Below are 16,736 nucleotides of genomic sequence, written 5' to 3' on the forward strand. Positions count from 1 at the left end.
GATGACCACAATCGAGTACGACGTCATCGTGATCGGTGCCGGTCCGGTCGGGGAGAACGTGGCCGACCGGGTCGTGCGGGGTGGGCTGACCGCCGCGATCGTCGAGCGGGAGTTGGTAGGGGGTGAGTGCTCGTACTGGGCGTGCATGCCGACCAAGGCGTTGCTGCGCAGCGCGTCGGCGTTGCGGGCGGCTCGCCAACTGCCGGGTGCGCGGGAGGCGGTGACGGGCGACCTGGACGCGGCGGCGGTGCTGGCCCGGCGGGACTCCTTCGCGTCGCACTGGCAGGACGACGGGCAGGTCTCGTGGCTGGAGTCGGCGGGCATCGCACTGCACCGTGGTCAGGGGCGGATCAACTCCGCCCGGGTTGTCGAGGTGACCGGCGTCGACGGCGTCACGACGAGGCTGACCGCGCGGCACGCGGTGGTCGTCGCGACCGGCAGCAGCGCTCTGTTGCCGGACATCCCGGGGCTGCGGGAGGCGGTGCCGTGGTCCAGCCGTGAGGCGGCTTCGGCCAGTTCGGTTCCCCGTCGGCTCGCGATCATCGGCGGTGGTGTGGTGGCTGCCGAGATGGCGACCGCGTTCGCCGCTCTGGGATCGTCGGTGACGGTGCTGGCCCGTGACGGTGTGCTGCCGTCGGCGGAGCCGTTCGCCGGTGAACTGGTCACTGAGTCGTTGCGCGGGGCCGGTGTGTCGGTACGCCTCGGCGCGGAGGCCGTCGCCGTCAACCGCGACGACAGCGGAACCGTCCACATCAAGACCGCCTCCGGCGAGCAGGTTGAGGCCGACGAGGTGTTGGTGGCGATCGGTCGTACACCGAACACCCAGGACATCGGCCTCGACCGCATCGGGCTGGCGCCCGGTGCGTGGCTGGCGGTCGACGACACCTTGCGCGTCGCCGGCGGGGGAGAGTGGTTGTACGCCGCCGGCGATGTGAACCGGCGGGTGTTGTTGACCCATCAGGGCAAGTATCAGGCGCGGGCGGTGGGCGACGTGATCGTGGCCCGGGCGAAGGGCGAGAAGGTCGAGGACGGCCCCTGGGGCCGGCACGTGGCGACGGCCGACGAACGTGCGGTGCCGCAGGTGGTCTTCACCGACCCGGAGATCGCGTCGGTCGGGCTGACCGCGAGCGCGGCCGAGGCGGCTGGGCTACGGATCCGGGTCGTGGACTACGACCTCGGGGCAGTCGCCGGAGCTTCCCTGCACGCCGACGGCTACAAGGGACACGCCCGCATGGTCGTCGACGAGGACCGGAAGGTGATCGTCGGCTTCACCCTCGCCGGTCCGGACGTCGCGGAACTCATCCATGCCGCGACGATCGCCATCGTCGGCGAGATCCCGCTCGACCGGCTGTGGCACGCGGTTCCGGCGTACCCGACGGTCAGCGAGGTGTGGCTGCGGCTGTTGGAGACCTACGGCCGCTGACGGCGAACCGAGCGCTCGTCCCGGCGCTGTTCGCGCCGGGACGAGACTCGCCGCCCACTACCGTGCATTGGGGACGAATCCCGTTGTCCATCGAGCGTGGTGCCTCTCAGGTGGACCCGAGGTCCTCGCAGCGAGTTGTTCCCGCTCCGGAGGCGAGCCACTGAGCTGGCTCCCGCATCGCCGCCGTCATTGGCAAGACGGACGTTCGGAATTTTCAATTCAGGTCCGCGGCGCTAGTTATTTCCGAAACAGAACGAACATCTTTCCACTTCGAGGAGAGCCCCGTGCCCACCAAGATCACTATCGTCATCGATAACCCTGCGAACCCCGACGACTTCGAGCGGGCCTACGCGAACGTGAAGGCTGCCGCAGCGAAGTTCCCGAAGCTGCGGCGACTCGAGTCTGCGAAAGTGTGGCCGAAGGAGGATGGCACCGCTACCCCCGCGTACCGGACGCTCGACCTCTACTTCGACAGCTACGAGGACGCCTCCGCAGCGGTCGCGACAACCGTTGCCGCTGATGTCTTCGGCACGCTCGTGGGGACGCAGGTCACGTTCAAGGGGCTGTTCTCGGACATCGAGCAGGCTTGAGGATTACGAGCTCCCCCGGGGTAGGCAGAAACGACGCCTACGCCCGGGGTTCCTCAGCCGACGTCGGCCTCACCGCCGGCACCCGCCGCATGAAGACGCCTCGACTGCTTATCGCCGTTGCGGTACTCGTCATGCGAACTATGTCGCCGACCCTTTCGGTGCCGTCGCCGCCGGGGATGTGAAGGCGGTAGGGCGCTTCCGCTCATGCCGATGGGCCACGCGCGATCGTGGCTGGCAGCCGTGCGATGGCAGGTGCGGCTGATCGCGACGCTGCGGATCGCCGCCGGCCAGCCGGTGATCGTCGTACGTCAGAGGTAGTTGACGCCGGTCAGGTCCGCGGCTGCCGCCCAGAGCCGCGTGCCGAAGGCGGGGTCGGTGGCCTCCTGGCTGAGCCGGGCCTCGGTGACTCTGCCTCGCGTCTCCCAGAGCCCGGACGGGCCGAAGAACTGGCCACCCCGCACGCCGGGCTCGGTCGCAGCGCGCAACTGCGGCAGCGCGCCCTGCGCCACCGGCTGGGTTGCCAGCAGGCCGGCCGACGCGATCAGTCTCCCGAATCGGCCACGGTGTTCCCAGGCACGCGGAGTCAGGTTGGTGCGGGTGAGACGGGGGTTGGGCCAGGACGCTGACGACCGGCATTCCGGCGGCGCGCAGGCGGGTCGATCGCCGGGTGGTCGCCAGCCAGCTTCGCCGCGAAGGTCCGCACGGAGGCGAGGGAGGCCAGGTCCAGCTCGCGTACCTCGACGTCGCCACCGATCCGGCGGGCGGCCTCCTTGCCGGCGGGAGTGTGGCGAACGGCGAGCACGACGTGGGCGCCGTGGCTGGCCAGTTCGGTGGCGGTGACCAGGCCGAGGCCCGAGTTCGCGCCGGTCACGACGGCGACCCGACCGTGCTGGTCGGGGATGTGGTCGGTGGTCCATCCGGTCATCTGCTGCTCCTGGAGGTGTCGGTGCGCTCGCCCCACCGACGTTAGGAGCGATCCCGACGGGTTCCGTCGTTCTCGGTTGCCTAGGTCTGAGGGACCTACTCTCGGCGGTCCGGGCCGCTGCACACTTGCGGCATGAACAGCCTTCATCCGTACGCTCGTGAGCTTGGCGACTTCCTGCGCGCTCGGCGTAGTCGGCTGCGCCCGCACGACGTCGGCCTGGAGCCGGGCGGCCGGCGCAAGGTCACCGGGCTACGGCGCGAGGAGCTGGCCCTGCTGGCCGGGCTGAGCACCGACTACTACCAGCGGATCGAACAGGGCCGGGAGGTACGCCCGTCCGACGACGTCCTGGACGCGCTTGCCGGCGCGCTCGGCCTCGACCACAAGGAACGCCGGCACCTGTTCACCCTGGCCCACGCCGCCCGCCGGTCGATGCCCGCCCGGGTGAACCGTGATCCGGAGCGGGTGCCGGAGGGCACACGGCGCCTGCTGCGGGTGATGGACACTCCTGCGGTCATACTCGGCCGGCATCTCGACCTGCTCGACTGGAACCCGATGGCGCAGGCACTGCTCGGCGACCCGGACGCCTACCCGCCGACCGGCTCAACATGCTCCTACTGCTCTTCGACGACACGCTGACCGGCGAGCGTAGCTGCCCGGACTGGGAGCGGCAGGCTCTGGACTACATCGGCATGATGCGCGCCGCCGTCGCCACCGACCCCACCCACCCACGCGCCGCCGCGATCGTTGGTGAGCTGAGCATCCGCAGTGCCCAGTTTCGGCGGCTGTGGGCCCAGCACGACGTACGTGAGTCGGTCTCCGGTACCAAGACCTTCCGGACTCCCGGAGTAGGCGACATCGTCCTGGACTGGGACACCTACCCCCTACCGGGAAACCCCGGCTCCGTCATGCTCGTCTTCACCGCCGAGCCGGGCAGTGCCGACGCGGACCGGCTGCAGCTCCTGGCGTCGTTGCACGCGACCCGCTCAGCGCTCACCAACAAGCACCCCTCCCAGACGGTCTGGACCGCAGCCCGCCCCACCCCTACCGGGACTTCATGATCGAGGTCACCTCAGGCCGGGTGCGCCTCGGCCCACTCGCGGATGCTCCGGGGCGCGCGGCCCGTGATTCGCTCGATCGCGTCCGTGACCGGTGCGGCCTTGTTGACGTGCGCTTCCCAGGTGGCGAAAAGCAGATCCGCTGGCGCATGTGGGGCGATCTCCGCGCGGGCGGCGGCGGGATCGATCTCCTCGTAGCGCAGCTCCCGGCCGTGGGTCTTGCCGATCAGCTCAATTTGCTCTCGGTGCGTAAACGACTGTGGTCCGGTGACGTGGTACCGCTGCCCGCTGTGCCCGTCCTGCGTCAGCGCCACCACAGCGATGGCGGCGAGGTCCGCGGGGTGAATGGGTGAGCCGGCAGCGTCCGCGTAGGGACCGCGAACGACATCTCCGGCGGCGAGCTGGCCGGGGACGTCGAAGGCCCAATGCAGCGCGTCGGCAGAGTTGAGGTCCAGCCGCAGGAAGGTCCACTGCATGCCGGAGCGGATGATCGCCTGCTCGATCTCGTGGTGTAACACGGCGATGTCGTTAGGCTGCTGCTCGGCGTTGTCGTCGATCTCCGCCGTCGACTGGAACACAACCCGCTTGACGCCGGCATTCTTCGCCGCCTCGACAAGTTCTGGCACCCCGGGCCCCATAGCAAGGATGAAGACGCCGTCCACGTCCTTTACCGCAGCCGCCAGGCTCGCGGGGTCTCTCATGTCTCCCGCTACGACCTCGGCGCTGGCGGGGAGATTGGCCTGCTGGGGATCACGGGTCAGCGCCCGCACCGGTACGCCGATCGGTACCAACTGCTCGACAATGGACCGGCCCACGGGCGCAGTTGCCGCAGTCACTAGAATCATTTATTGCTCCAGAGATGGTGAGGCGTGACAGAAGGTTGAAAGTTGGCTGGCAAATGGTTGCTAGCTGCTCTTGGTCAACCTCCCCACGCTCCCGACGACGGCGAAGAAGATCGTGCCAAGAGTCGCGAGGACAGCAGATAGGCCGAGCCAGCGCCCGGGTGGTGCCTCCGTGTTGTCGTCCATGCCGCCGACTCTGGCAGCCCACTAGGAACATCAGGTTCCTACTGACGTGGAAAACTTCCGGCATGTTGGAAACGTCTGCGCGGTTGCTCCGCCTGCTGTCCTTGCTGCAGACCCCGCGCAGGTGGAGTGGCACGGAACTGGCCGAGCGACTGAGTGTGACGACGAGAACCGTGCGTAACGACGTGGAGCGACTCCGTGCTCTCGGCTACCCGGTGCACGCCACCTTCGGCACTGACGGTGGCTACCGCCTCGCCGCCGGAGCCATTCTGCCGCCGCTGCTTCTCGAGGATGACGAAGCTGTCGCGATCGCCATCAGACTGCGCACCGCCACGCCTTCCGTGGCCGGGATCGAGGAATCCTCCTCCCGTGCCCTGGCCAAACTCGAACAGGTGCTGCCCACTCGACTGCGCAACCGGATCAACGCTCTACAGAACTACAGCGTCGCTGTCTCTGCCGGCGCCGATGCCAACCAGGTCGCGGCCTCCACGCTCAGTGAGATCGCCGCAGCCTGCCGAGACAAGCAACGGCTGCGCTTTGACTACCGCTCCCACGATGCCGTCGAGTCCCGACGCGAGGCCGAGCCCTACCGCCTGGTCAACTGGGGTAGACGCTGGTACCTCGTCGGCTGGGACATCCAGCGTGAGGACTGGCGTACGTACCGGGTCGACCGCATGGCGCTGCGCCTACCGCACGGGCCTCGGTTCCTCGCCCGCCCACTGCCGGATGTGGACATCGGCACGTACGTGATGCGGGGCATCGGCAGTGCGGTGTGGCGACACCGGGCGACGATCATTGTTCACCTGCCCGCCGATGTCGTCCTGGAGCGACTTCCACCCGCCGTAGGGCCGGTGGAGGTGATAGACAGCAATCGCTGCCAGGTGCGGACGGGGTCGGACAACCTCGAGCAGCTTGCCGTCTGGTTCGGACTGCTCGGCGCCGACTTCGAGGTCATCGAGCCTCCGGAGCTCATCGCCCACCTGGACCTGCTCGCCGACCGGTACCGACGAGCCGCGGGCGGCGCATGAGGCAACAACCGTATGGCGTCGGCAGGTGTTGTGGACTGGCATAGCAGTGCGGGTGAGCAGGCTGTAGTTCGCAACGGGTCCGTCGTCTGAGACACCGATCCCACGGGCAACGTCCGGGGCGGGTCCTTCAGGCCGATCAGGGCTGGATGGATGGGACTTCGCTGCCGGCGGGCTGACCATGCGAGCCACCGTGGGCATGGGGGATCGCTCGGCGGCCAGGTCCCGGGATCGGCCGGGGCGGTGGTGGCGCCGTCGAGGCGCGGACGACGAGTTCGACCGGTTGGTCGGCCGCCGGTGGAAGCTCGACGTCCGGCTTCTCGATGACCTGTACCAGCAGCGCGAGGCCCTGCCGCGCGACCTCGTCGAACCGCTGTCGCACGGTGGTGAGCGGGGGAGTGACGTAGGCGGCGACGGGGATGTCGTCGAACCCGACGACGCTGATGTCCTCGGGCACCCGGCGCCCGGCCTCGAGCTGCGCGCGGATGAGACCGATCGCCATGTCGTCGTTCGCGGCGAACACCGCGGTCACGGTGCCGTCGCCGGCCAGTTCCCGGCCCGCCGCGTAGCCGGACGCGGCCGACCAGTCGCCCTCGACGACCGGCGGCTCGTCGGCGCCGTGGGCTCGCAGCGCCTCGCGCCAGCCGGCGAGACGGTCCCGTGCCGAATACCACCGCTGCGGGCCGGCCAGGTGATGGACGGTCGCGTGCCCCAACTCCAGCAGGTGCTCGGTCGCGGCCCGCGCGAGCCGGCCCGCGCCGACCCTGGCGGTCACCACCTGCGGCGCGGTGAAGGTGGGCGGCGCGCCGACGACCAGAACCGGCACGTCCACGCTGATCAGGCCGACGCCCTCGTCGATCGGCTCGGAGACGACGACGCCGTCCACGCCCTGATCCAGCAGCGACGCCAGGGCGCTCGCGATGCCGCCCGGGTCGCCCTCGATCGTGGTGGCCACCTGCAGCGTGTAGCCCACCTTCCGGACCGCCCGCTCGATACCCATGAGCCACGACGCCGGCCCGTACAAGGCGCTGCCGAGCGTCACCACGCCGATCGACCGGGTCCGTCCGGAGGCCAGCGCCCGGGCCGCCTGGTTGCGCCGGTAGCCGAGCTCCGCGGCGGCGTCCAGCACCCGCCGGCGCACGTCGGCCGAGACGTACGGCTCGTCGTTGAGGACCCTGGACACCGTCTTCTGGGAGACGCCGGCCAGCCGCGCGACGTCCACGCTGCGCGGCGTCGGAGGGCTTCCACCCGGCCTCGCCAGTCGCGTCACGGCACCTCCCATCGCCAGTCATAGTCCTGTATGATTGCGCAGTCATGTCTACGCAGTCAGACACTCACCGTTAAGAGCCCGCAACCCGCCCGTGACGCTGGCGAAGCACGTTCCTTGCCAGCACCCTAACCCCAGTTTTGAGCCGAACAGTTCAGGCCGTGCCCCGCCGGCCGACTTCGCCGAGGACCGCATTGCTGTCCGCGTCTTCAGCGTGTCCCGCGGCCGGGCGCCGCAGAGGCGAATCGTTTCGCAATTTGATCGGCGTCACGTCAGTGGGCCGGCGGCACGGAATGCCTGAGCGTGATGCCCTAGTGCTCCGGAAGGCCGTACTTTATGGGCGGTCGCTCGAAGGTTGCGAGGCGTCAGGAGCAGGAAGTAACCGCCTTGAAACCTTGACTTCACGCCCGATGCGCCCATTAATACATAGCTATGTATTCGGCCGCAGCCACCCCGTCCCGGGTGGACGGCGACGCCGGCAGATTTGTCGAATCGATTCGAGTGTCGGCCTTGAGGCTGTGCCCTGAACCGGTGTTGCGGAGCTGCCGGGTGAGTCACAGGAGGTAACCGTGCATCGTACTAACGTCCACTGGGGAGGCCGATTGTCGGCGTTGGCCAGAGGGCTTGCCGCGACCGTGGCGCTCGCCCTGCCCCTGACGCTGGGTGGCCTGACCGTGGCACCCCCCGGGTCGGCCCTGGCCGCGCCGGTCGCGAAGCAGGGTGTCGCGGCCGCCGGACCTGACGGTGTGGCGGCCGGTAACGCCGCGATCACCTCGGTCGACCTGGCCGGGACGTGGACCTTCACACCCGCGGGCCGGGCGGCGACGACGATCGCGGTGCCCGGTGGCGGCTGGTACAAGCAGGGCTTCACCACCGTGAACGAGGCGGTGTACTCACGCAGCATCACCGTGCCGGACTCGGGCCAGCCGCAGTCGACCTGGATCGAGTTCGGCGCCGTGAACCACCAGGCGACGCTCTCCGTCGACGGCCGGGTGGTCGCCACCCAGACGACGGCGTTCACCCCGTCGAACTTCGACATCAGCGCATACGCGGCGCCCGGCACCACCCACACGATCACCGTGAACGTGAAGGGCCGCGGCGCGTTGAAGGCATCCAACGGCCGGTACCTGGTGCCCGACGCCGCCACGTGGTCCGAGGCGGTCCCGCAGGGGATCTTCGGGTCCGCGTCCCTGCGGGTGTACCCGGCGGTGTACGTCAGCGACACATTCGTGCGTACGTCGGTGGCGAACAAGACGCTTACCTACGACGTGACGGTCCGTAACACGTCGGCCAGTTCCCGGTCGGTGACGTTGACCGGGTCTCTGTCGTCCAAGAACGGAACGGCTTTCAGCTACCCGGATCTGCCCAGCCGTACGGTCACCGTGGCGGCCCGCTCGACCGCGACCGTGACCGTCGGGCCGGTCGCGTGGAACCTCGACAGCACCTCCTACTGGTGGCCCAACGTGCCGTACCGGTCGGGGTACCGGGCGCAACTGCACGGGCTGACGGTGCATGCCGTCACCGACGACGGTCGGACGAGCGACGCCGAGTACCGGTTCGGGTTCCGGGAGGCCACCCAGAACGGTGACTACTACTACCTCAACGGCGTGCGCGTGAACTTCCGCGGCGACAACCTCCAGGGTGCCGACTACGACCGGATCAACAACGGCGGCAAGGGCGACGCGTACCACACCCTGCCCGGCTTCCTGCCCCCGTCGTCCGGCAATGGCGGCTGGCCGCAGGCGGTGGACAACTATCAGCGGCTGAACTACAACGTGGTGCGCATCCACCAGGAGCCCGGAAGCCCGTACATGTTGGATGTCGCCGACGAGATGGGCCTGATGATCATCGACGAGGTCGCGATTCGCGGCTCCCAATCCTCGCAGGAGTGGAAGGAGTCCGTCGGGCACGACAACATGGTCAACCACGCCCGTGCGCTGGTCCTGCGCGACCGCAACCACCCCGCGATCATCCGCTGGAGTCAGAACAACGAGCCGAACCAGAGCGGCCAGGATTCCGAACAGTTCGAGAAGGAGCTGTACGCGGCGATGAACGGCGCCGACGGAACCCGGCCGATCATCGCCGAGGTGGGCGTCGGCAACAATGTCAGTCTGTATCCCGGGATGACGTACGCCAACTTCGCGGTGATCCCGCACTACGTCGACGGCTTCGGCAGGTACGGGGAGGGCCTGGTCAGCGTGAACGGGCGTCCCGACGGCGAGGGCGAGTTCATCTGGCCGGCATGCAACAACAAGCAGGGCTTCGAGTGGTTCGCCACGGCAACCATGGCCAAGCGCGGCAAGGGCGCCAGCGACCTGCGTCCGTACACGCTGCTGTCCGCCTGGGCCAGCGTGGTGCCGGGTGTGCGGTCCACCGACTTCACCCCGGAGGAGGGCGGTCACCCCATCTACGGCGCGGACAATCTGCCTGACCCGTGGGGCAACGCGCAGATCCAGCGGGTGCAGGCGGCGTTCAACCCGGTGGCCGCGGTCGACCTGCCGTACTGGTCGGCCTCTGGCAATTCGGACTCGAACGGTACCTTCCCGCTGCCGCAGGCGGTGCCCTCCTACGCCCGTAACGCCACGGTGACCCGCAACATCACCGTGTTCAACGACGACTTCACCAACACCTCGGTGGGCTTCGCCTGGACCGCCCGGCTCGACAGCCCGACCGGCGCGGTCGTCGCGTCCGGCAACACCACCCTGACCATCCCGCTCGGCTCACGGGTCACCCAACCGGTGTCCTTCACCGCCCCCGCCACCGGTAGCCGCGTGTACCTGCAGCTGTCGACCACGAAGTCCGGCAGCACCGTCTTCAGCGACTCGGTCGAGTACCTCAACCTCGCTGGAGGCGGCGGAACCGGGCCGACGCCGGGCACGTACCGCATCGTCAACCGCAACAGCGGTAAGCCCCTCGCCATCGCCGGTAACTCCACCGCCGACGGTGCCAAGGCGGTCCAGCAGAGCGGCACCCCCACCTGGACGGTCAGCGCCACGCAGGATGCCTACACCCTGCGCTACACCGCCTCCGGGAAGGCCCTCGACGTCAACGCCGGCAGCACCACCGCGGGCCTGCAACTGCAGCAGTGGTCGGCCAACGGCGGCGCCAACCAGTCGTGGTACCTGCGGCCCACCGGTGACGGCTACTACACCATCGTCAGCCGCGGCAGCGGACTCGTGGCCGACGTCTCCGGTGCCTCGACCAGCGACGGAGCGCAGGTCGTGCAGTGGACCGCCAACGGCGGGACCAACCAACAGTGGCAGTTCGTAGCCTCCTGACCAGTGGCAGAGGTGAGTGTGAAGTCCGGCCGCCGGTAACGGGCTGCCGACTGTCGCGCCGACTCGGGGGCACGCTTTGTGCCTCCGAGTCGGCGCGATCCAATTACGGTGGGACACGAGCTACCGAACGAACAGACGCGGGCCCGGCCCGCTCGCTAGGCGTACGTGAGTCAGGCCCGGGCGTCACGGCTGAGTGCACGGACGGTCGAACGCGCGTACCGGCAGTTGGAGTCCGCTGGCTACTCCCGAACCATCTTGCGGACGCGGCTGAGCCATCGACATGGTCGAGCTCTACGGCCTCGACAGCCGCCCGACTTACCTACCCGTCAGCTGCGGGTCACATCCATGGCCACGGCGGGTCCCGCGCTGTTCTGCGCCGCCTCCGTTCGAGAGGTGCGTCGTGAGCTGCAACAGAGTCGGCGTGGGCGGCCATAGTGGGGTGTGAGGCATCAGGTACGGCTGTCGGACGAGGAACTGTGGTTCTCGATCGTCGCCGGTGACGAGTTGGCGTTCGGTCGGCTCTTTGACCGGTACTCCCGTCCGGTCTACAACCATGCGTTCCGGCTGACCGGGTCGTGGTCGACGGCCGAGGACGTCACCCAGGCGACGTTCCTCGTCGCGTGGCGCCGCCGGCACGACGCCCGCCTGGTGGACGGCTCGGCGTTGCCGTGGCTGCTGGTCGTCGCCACCAACGCGGTGCGCTCCGAGTGGCGGTCCGCGCGCCGGTGGCTGGCGCTGCTACGGCGTTTACCGGCGGAGCGGTACGCCGATGGTGACCTCGCGGACGAGGTTTCCGCGCGGTTGGACGACGAGCGGCGGATGACCGAGGTCCTCAATGTGGTCCGTGAGTTGCCGCCGGCTGAGCGGGAGGCGGTGGCGTTGTGCCTGTGGTCCGGCGTGTCGTACCCGGACGCGGCGGCCGTGTTGGGCATCAGTGAGGTGGCGGTGCGGTCGCGGGTCAGTCGGGCGCGCAGTCGCCTGGCGCGGCTGCTGCCCGAGGAGATTCAGGAGGGGGAGCGGTGAAGAACATTCTCGACCTACCCGCGGAGCGGGACCTGCCGCCGCGGGCGGCGCACGCGATGCGGGTCCGGATCCTTTGTTCGGTGCGTTCGCGCCCAGCTCGTACGCCACGACTGCGAGTCGCTGTGGCGGGGGTGGTGCTGCTGGCCGTGGTGTCCGGTGCTGCGGCGGTGGTGTGGCAGCGGCCGGACCGATCGACTGTGCAGGTGCTGGCCATGGGATCGGGTGAGTTGTCGCCGACGCTGCAGGATGCGGCCGAGCGGTGCCTGCAGTGGAACTCCCCGCAACCTCAGACGCGGCAGAACCCGAGTGAGCAACCCGTCCCGATGTCACTGGCTGACCTGGCGGTGGCTATCGAGCGGGGTGACCGTGCACTGGTGTTGTTCATGAACGACGTGGGCTATGCCACCTGTGACGTGGAGTGGGTGGGGACGGCCCGTGAGTCCGGCGGGGGCGCCACCGATCCCTGGCCGCACGGTGAGTGGCTGCCCGGGCCGGTGCAGCGACTGCTGCTGACCTCCACCGACCACGATGGTGGCGACGTCATCGCCAGCGGCCGGGTCAGCCGACGTGTCCACCGACTCGTACTCGACCACGGCGACGGCCACACCACAGCGGCCCGGCTCTCCGGGGGAGCGTTCGGCCTGATGACCAGCGACGCTCGCCTCAGGGCCGGCAACGATCCTGAACTGGTCAGCTACGACGCCGAGGGGACGGAGATCGACAGGCGCCCGCTGTTCCAGGCCGAGGACGAACTGGAGCACTGCTTTGCGGGCCCGGACGGGAAGCGGATCTACGGCACACCGACCAGCGGTTGCCGACCCGCCGAGAGGTGGCGAGGGTAGTTTCCCCGGTTCGGGGGAGCGGGTTGGGAGCAACAGGGTGCACTGCACGGCCCAAACTGCGCCCAACGGCAACGAACGGCGCTCAACTGCACCCACCCTCGCCTGCGGCTCCATGTTTCCACAGGTCAGGCTCGGTGCGGCATCCTGTTTCACCGCGGAGTGCTCAGCGGTTCTGGTTAGCCGTCGACGAAGCTCTCTGGCGGGGTAGTGTGCGCAGGTCAAACCGGTAAGTCGCGCCCGTCCCCGCGGCCTTTGAGCCGCTCGATGAGCCGCGCAGTCCAATGGTGCTCGCCCACCTCGCGGCACAGCACCAACGCACGTTCGTACAGGTCCCGTGCGCCCGGTTCATCGGCTTGAGCCGCACACAGGTCACCCAGTCCGGAGAGCGGGTACACCATGGCGTAGCGGTCGCCCTCCTGGTCGAACAGCTCCAATGATCGCCGATAGTGCAGATCGGCGTCCTGAAGGCGGCCCAGTTGAAGGTAGACGCGCCCGAGACTGTCGTGGATGAAGGCCGCGGCGTAGTCGTCATCGAGTTCGTACTGGATCTTCAGCGCTCGATCGAGCGGGTCGAGCGCCTCGTCGTACCGGCCGGTCTCAGCGAGCGTGAGCCCGTAGGTGTTGAGGCTGTTGGCGCGGTCGGCGGCACCTCCGTATTCGGCATACAACTCCACCTGTCGATCGGCGTGTGTCAACGCCTCGACGTAACGGTCGACGCGAGACAGGGCGACGACGATGCTGCGGTGCACATCCGCCTCGGCGAGGTGCAGTCCTGCATCCCGGAAGATCGACACGGCACGTAGGCCCGCATCCCGGGCGCTGTCGACATCGCCGAGGTACGTCTGTGCCCGTGCGATGCCGTGCAGCGCGAGCCCTTCACCCAGCTGATCACCGCGCTGCCGCGCCGTGACCTCGGCGGTGCGATGCGCAGCGAGTGCGTCGCTCCACCGTCCGGTGCGCTTCTGGTAGTCCGTCAGCGTCCGGGCGAGACGGGCCGGATGTAGGGCGAGTCCGGCGTCGTCGGACCCGGCCGCCAGTGACACACCGGTGATGAGAGCACGATATTCGGCGGTGAACCACACCATTGCGTGGTCCTGGCCGGTGATCGTCTCCGGGACCACGCCGGGTGCCAGTTCCGGCAACGGGATCGTCCTGCGCGACGCGTCAAGGTGCCGGGCGGCGGATGCGGCGGTGTGCAGGTAGTGGTCGAGCAGCCGACGGAGGCCCTCCCGAGCCTCCGGATCGGTGGCGGCCTGCTCGCGGGCGAAGGCACGGAGCAGGTCATGGAAACCGTGCCGACCCGCCTCGACTTCGGTGAGTAGGTGCACGCTGACCAGCTCGGCCAGGGCAGCCATGACCTGGCTTGGCGGGTTGCCGGTCAGGCTCACCGCGACGGCCACGGAGATGTCGTTGCCGTGGTGTAGCCCGAGTAGCCGGAACAGGCGCGCGGCGGCCGGTCGCAGCAACTGGTATGACCAGGAGAACACCGCCCGGATGTCGGTCGTGGTGTCCGGGCCGGCGAACGGGTCGAGGTGCCTCTCGGCTTCGGCTAGTGTGCGGGCTACGTCGCCGAGGGACCGTCGGGGGTCGATTGCGGCGCGCGCGGCCGCGATTGCCAGAGCTAGCGGCAGCCGGGCACACCGGTTGACGATCTCCTCGACCGCGGCCGGTTCCCGCGTGATCCGGGCGGCGCCGAGTCGCTTGCGGAGCAGCTTGCGTGCCTCGTCGCGGCTGAGGACGTCGATTGGCAGCGGGATTGCGCCTTCGCCGATGACGAGGCCGGCCAGGTCGCTGCGGCTGGTCACCAGGACCAGGCAACCCGACGAGGCGGGTAGCAGCGCTCTGACCTGTGCGGCGTCGCGGGCGTTGTCGAGCAGGACCAGCATGCGACGTCCGGACATGAGGCTGCGATACAACGCGGTGCGCGCGTCCAGGCCGGCGGGCATCCGTTGTGCGGACACCCCCAACCCGTCGAGCAGGACCCGGGCCGCCTCGTCAGGCGGGGTGACCTCCTCTGAGGGGCCGTAACCACGAAGGTTGACGTACAGCTGCCCGTCAGGGAACCGGTGAGCGACGCGATGCGCCCAGTGCACGGCGAGCGCGGTCTTCCCGACGCCCGCGCTGCCCGCCAGCCCGACGATGACGACGGTCCCTCGCCCCGCACCGACGCGGGCGGCCAGCTGGTCGAGTCGGGCGAGGGCCTCTGCTCGGCCCGCGAATCCGCTGATGTCGACCGGCAGCTGCGCGGGTGCCACCATGGCCTCGGCGTGGTCGTCGTCGGCAACGACCGGCTCGGAGTGCGGCGGTGGCGAAGTGGCCGGTGACGGTTCCGCCGCCACTGAGGCGACCCGCTCCGCCCCGAGCAGCGTCTCGACGTAGACGGCGTGCAGCATCGGGCCGGGATCGACCCCGAGCTCCTCCCGCAGGATCGCTGCCCGTTCGTGATACGCGCTGATCGCCTCGGCCTGCCGGCCGTCGCCGGCCAGTGCGGACATCAGCAGACCAGTGAGCCTTTCCCGCAAGGGGAGCGCGTCGGCGAGCGCCCGTAGCTCGGGGATGAGCTGCCGGTGATGGCCGAGCCGCAGCTCGATCTCCGCGCATTCCTCCACGGCAGTCAGCCGCAGCTCCTCCAGATGCGTCGCGTGCCGTTCCACGGTCCGTCCGGGCAGTCCGGCGAGCGGACGTCCACGCCACAGCCCCAACGCCGTCCTGAACTGTTCTACGGCCCCGCTCAGGTCGCCGCGGGACGTCCGCGCCCGCGCGTCGAGGACCATTGTTGAAAACCGGTCGACGTCGAGTTGGTCGCTGCGGAGCACGAGCCGATAGCCGGCGCTGTCCGTCTGCAAAAGAGCCGGCGCCGCTGCGAACAGGCGTCGAAGTTGGTAGACAACCGTCTGGATCTGTTTGCGCGCCGTCATCGGCGGGTTACCGTCCCAGACCAGATCAGCGAGCTCCTGCGGGGTGACTGTCCCACCCGCGTGCAGCAGCAGGCATGCCAGGACCAACTGATTGCGGACCCCGCCCAGTGGCAGGATCCGTCCTTGCAACCGCACCTCCAGCGGTCCGAGCAGAGCAAAGTCCATCCGCGACAACCTCTGCAATCGTCCGACTGACCTCACACGCTAGCGAACATGGGCCTACGAATGTCGTCCCGCCGGTCGTCGGCGCTGCCCATCGTCGCCGCCGACTACGGGCGATCGCCGTCCAGTCGTGGTCCAGCCCACGCTGCCACGCTCCGACCCGTACCTGTTCCCGGTGCACATCGGGGACCACCAAGGGGAGGGACAGGGGATGTTGAACGTGCGAAGAACAACCGGTGGTTTACGGGCCGCCACATTGATCGCGATGGCGCTCGGTGTCCTGCTCGCAGGCGTTCCGGCGTCGGCGGCACCGCAGCCGGACAGCGACACCGACAACGGTTGGGCTGGCCACGGCGCCGCCCATGGCCGCACCGGGGCCAGGGCCGCCGCGGCCGCACAGCCCACCGGGTATCCGATCAACGGCATCGACGTCTCCAGTCATGACCATGCGGGAAGCAAGACGGTTAACTGGGCCGCCCAGCGGGCAGGAGGCGACGAGTTCGCCTTCGTGAAGGCGACAGAAGGCACCTCCTACGTCAATCCGTACTTTGATCAGGACTACCACGGCGCGAAGGACGCAGGGCTCTACACCGGCGCGTACGCGTACGGCCGACCGGACCTCGGCGACCCCGCGGGTCAGGCGAACCACTTCGTCAACCAGATGCAGTGGTCGACCGATGGTCGAACACTGCCGCCGTTTCTCGACATGGAATGGCCGTACGCGTCGCTGAACCTGCCGGCATGCTACGGGCTGTCGCAGGCCGCCATGCGGTCGTGGATCAGCTCGTTCCTCGCGCAGGTCAAGACGCGCATCGGCACGACGCCGATGCTCTACACCAATGTGAACTGGTGGAACCCGTGCACCGGAAACAGCGCGGCGTTCGGCCAATATCCGTTGGACATCAGCAGCTGCAACTCCGCGCCACCGTCGGTGCCGGGCTGGGGCGCCAACTGGACGTTCTGGCAGTACGAGATCGACGCGTGCGAGCGTGGCGCAACCCGGGACTACGACGTCTTCAACGGCACGCTCGCCGACCTCGCCGCGCTCGCCGGTGGGGGTTCTGTGGTGCCGTTGTCTGTGGTGGGTGGTCAGGCGGTGGTGCATGAGGGGTATACGAGTGTGTTTACGGTGAACGCGGCTGATGGGCATGTGCAGGAGACGTATCTGGCGCGGTTGGGTGGTGCGTGGGTGACGCAGGATCT

Annotated in this window: 13 protein-coding genes and 1 pseudogene; 8 read left to right on the forward strand and 6 right to left on the reverse strand. The window is 68.9% G+C overall.

What is annotated here, in order from left to right:
- The first annotated feature begins 1 nt into the window (after position 1).
- Both ACLQ26_RS32770 and ACLQ26_RS32775 read left to right on the forward strand, forming a co-directional pair.
- Positions 2 to 1,423, forward strand: coding sequence for a dihydrolipoyl dehydrogenase family protein (locus tag ACLQ26_RS32770; RefSeq protein ID WP_425748231.1), 1,422 nt, complete (start codon positions 2 to 4; stop codon positions 1,421 to 1,423).
- A 284-nt stretch (positions 1,424 to 1,707) separates the two neighbouring features.
- Positions 1,708 to 2,013, forward strand: coding sequence for a hypothetical protein (locus ACLQ26_RS32775; RefSeq protein WP_425748232.1), 306 nt, complete (start codon positions 1,708 to 1,710; stop codon positions 2,011 to 2,013).
- A 308-nt stretch (positions 2,014 to 2,321) separates the two neighbouring features.
- Here the strand turns inward: ACLQ26_RS32775 and ACLQ26_RS32780 are convergent, their stop codons facing one another.
- Positions 2,322 to 2,522 (reverse strand): hypothetical protein, encoded by a 201-nt coding sequence (locus ACLQ26_RS32780; RefSeq protein ID WP_425748233.1) that lies wholly within the window; start codon positions 2,520 to 2,522, stop codon positions 2,322 to 2,324.
- 74 nt (positions 2,523 to 2,596) lie between these two features.
- Entirely contained in the window at positions 2,597 to 2,938 is a 342-nt protein-coding gene (locus tag ACLQ26_RS32785) for an SDR family NAD(P)-dependent oxidoreductase (protein WP_425748235.1), read from the reverse strand.
- 132 nt (positions 2,939 to 3,070) lie between these two features.
- Here ACLQ26_RS32785 and ACLQ26_RS32790 point away from each other — a divergent pair.
- A pseudogene (locus ACLQ26_RS32790) lies at positions 3,071 to 3,996 on the forward strand (helix-turn-helix transcriptional regulator).
- An 11-nt stretch (positions 3,997 to 4,007) separates the two neighbouring features.
- On the opposite strand, the gene ACLQ26_RS32795 reads toward ACLQ26_RS32790, so the two are convergent.
- Both ACLQ26_RS32795 and ACLQ26_RS32800 read right to left on the reverse strand, forming a co-directional pair.
- A complete protein-coding gene (locus ACLQ26_RS32795; RefSeq protein ID WP_425748236.1) occupies positions 4,008 to 4,838 on the reverse strand; it encodes an NAD(P)H-binding protein in 831 nt (276 codons plus the stop codon).
- A gap of 60 nt (positions 4,839 to 4,898) precedes the next feature.
- Positions 4,899 to 5,021, reverse strand: coding sequence for a hypothetical protein (locus ACLQ26_RS32800; protein WP_425748237.1), 123 nt, complete (start codon positions 5,019 to 5,021; stop codon positions 4,899 to 4,901).
- A 62-nt stretch (positions 5,022 to 5,083) separates the two neighbouring features.
- Between ACLQ26_RS32800 and ACLQ26_RS32805 the strand changes: the two genes are divergently transcribed.
- On the forward strand, positions 5,084 to 6,046 hold the full coding sequence (locus ACLQ26_RS32805) for a helix-turn-helix transcriptional regulator (RefSeq protein WP_425748238.1): 963 nt from the start codon (positions 5,084 to 5,086) through the stop codon (positions 6,044 to 6,046).
- A 136-nt stretch (positions 6,047 to 6,182) separates the two neighbouring features.
- Here the strand turns inward: ACLQ26_RS32805 and ACLQ26_RS32810 are convergent, their stop codons facing one another.
- A complete protein-coding gene (locus tag ACLQ26_RS32810) occupies positions 6,183 to 7,313 on the reverse strand; it encodes a LacI family DNA-binding transcriptional regulator (RefSeq protein ID WP_425748240.1) in 1,131 nt (376 codons plus the stop codon).
- Between the two features lie 566 nt (positions 7,314 to 7,879).
- Here ACLQ26_RS32810 and ACLQ26_RS32815 point away from each other — a divergent pair.
- The 3 genes from ACLQ26_RS32815 (at position 7,880) to ACLQ26_RS32825 (ending at position 12,453) form a co-directional block, all read left to right on the forward strand.
- On the forward strand, positions 7,880 to 10,588 hold the full coding sequence (locus ACLQ26_RS32815; protein WP_425748241.1) for an RICIN domain-containing protein: 2,709 nt from the start codon (positions 7,880 to 7,882) through the stop codon (positions 10,586 to 10,588).
- Positions 10,589 to 11,029: 441 nt separating this feature from the next.
- Positions 11,030 to 11,611 carry an RNA polymerase sigma factor gene (locus ACLQ26_RS32820; protein WP_425748242.1) on the forward strand — a complete coding sequence of 194 codons (582 nt, stop codon included), beginning with the start codon at positions 11,030 to 11,032 and terminating at the stop codon, positions 11,609 to 11,611.
- Positions 11,608 to 12,453 carry a hypothetical protein gene (locus ACLQ26_RS32825; protein ID WP_425748243.1) on the forward strand — a complete coding sequence of 282 codons (846 nt, stop codon included), beginning with the start codon at positions 11,608 to 11,610 and terminating at the stop codon, positions 12,451 to 12,453. Before ACLQ26_RS32820 ends, ACLQ26_RS32825 begins: the two co-directional genes overlap by 4 nt.
- A gap of 218 nt (positions 12,454 to 12,671) precedes the next feature.
- Here the strand turns inward: ACLQ26_RS32825 and ACLQ26_RS32830 are convergent, their stop codons facing one another.
- Positions 12,672 to 15,536 carry an AfsR/SARP family transcriptional regulator gene (locus tag ACLQ26_RS32830; protein ID WP_425748245.1) on the reverse strand — a complete coding sequence of 955 codons (2,865 nt, stop codon included), beginning with the start codon at positions 15,534 to 15,536 and terminating at the stop codon, positions 12,672 to 12,674.
- 208 nt (positions 15,537 to 15,744) lie between these two features.
- On the opposite strand from ACLQ26_RS32830, the gene ACLQ26_RS32835 reads away from it, so the two are divergent.
- Positions 15,745 to 16,736 (forward strand): GH25 family lysozyme (locus ACLQ26_RS32835; RefSeq protein ID WP_425748246.1); only part of this gene is annotated, 992 nt, incomplete at its 3' end.

It is taken from the genome of Micromonospora sp. DT43 (assembly GCF_049841645.1).
Taxonomy (GTDB): domain Bacteria; phylum Actinomycetota; class Actinomycetes; order Mycobacteriales; family Micromonosporaceae; genus Micromonospora.

Coding starts and splice junctions, on each gene's coding strand:
- ACLQ26_RS32800 (WP_425748237.1), bottom strand. CDS start 5,021: ATGGACGACAACACGGAGGCACCACCCGGGCGCTGGCTCGGCCTATCT.
- ACLQ26_RS32770 (WP_425748231.1), top strand. CDS start 2: ATGACCACAATCGAGTACGACGTCATCGTGATCGGTGCCGGTCCGGTC.
- ACLQ26_RS32795 (WP_425748236.1), bottom strand. CDS start 4,838: ATGATTCTAGTGACTGCGGCAACTGCGCCCGTGGGCCGGTCCATTGTC.
- ACLQ26_RS32785 (WP_425748235.1), bottom strand. CDS start 2,938: ATGACCGGATGGACCACCGACCACATCCCCGACCAGCACGGTCGGGTC.
- ACLQ26_RS32805 (WP_425748238.1), top strand. CDS start 5,084: ATGTTGGAAACGTCTGCGCGGTTGCTCCGCCTGCTGTCCTTGCTGCAG.
- ACLQ26_RS32830 (WP_425748245.1), bottom strand. CDS start 15,536: ATGGACTTTGCTCTGCTCGGACCGCTGGAGGTGCGGTTGCAAGGACGG.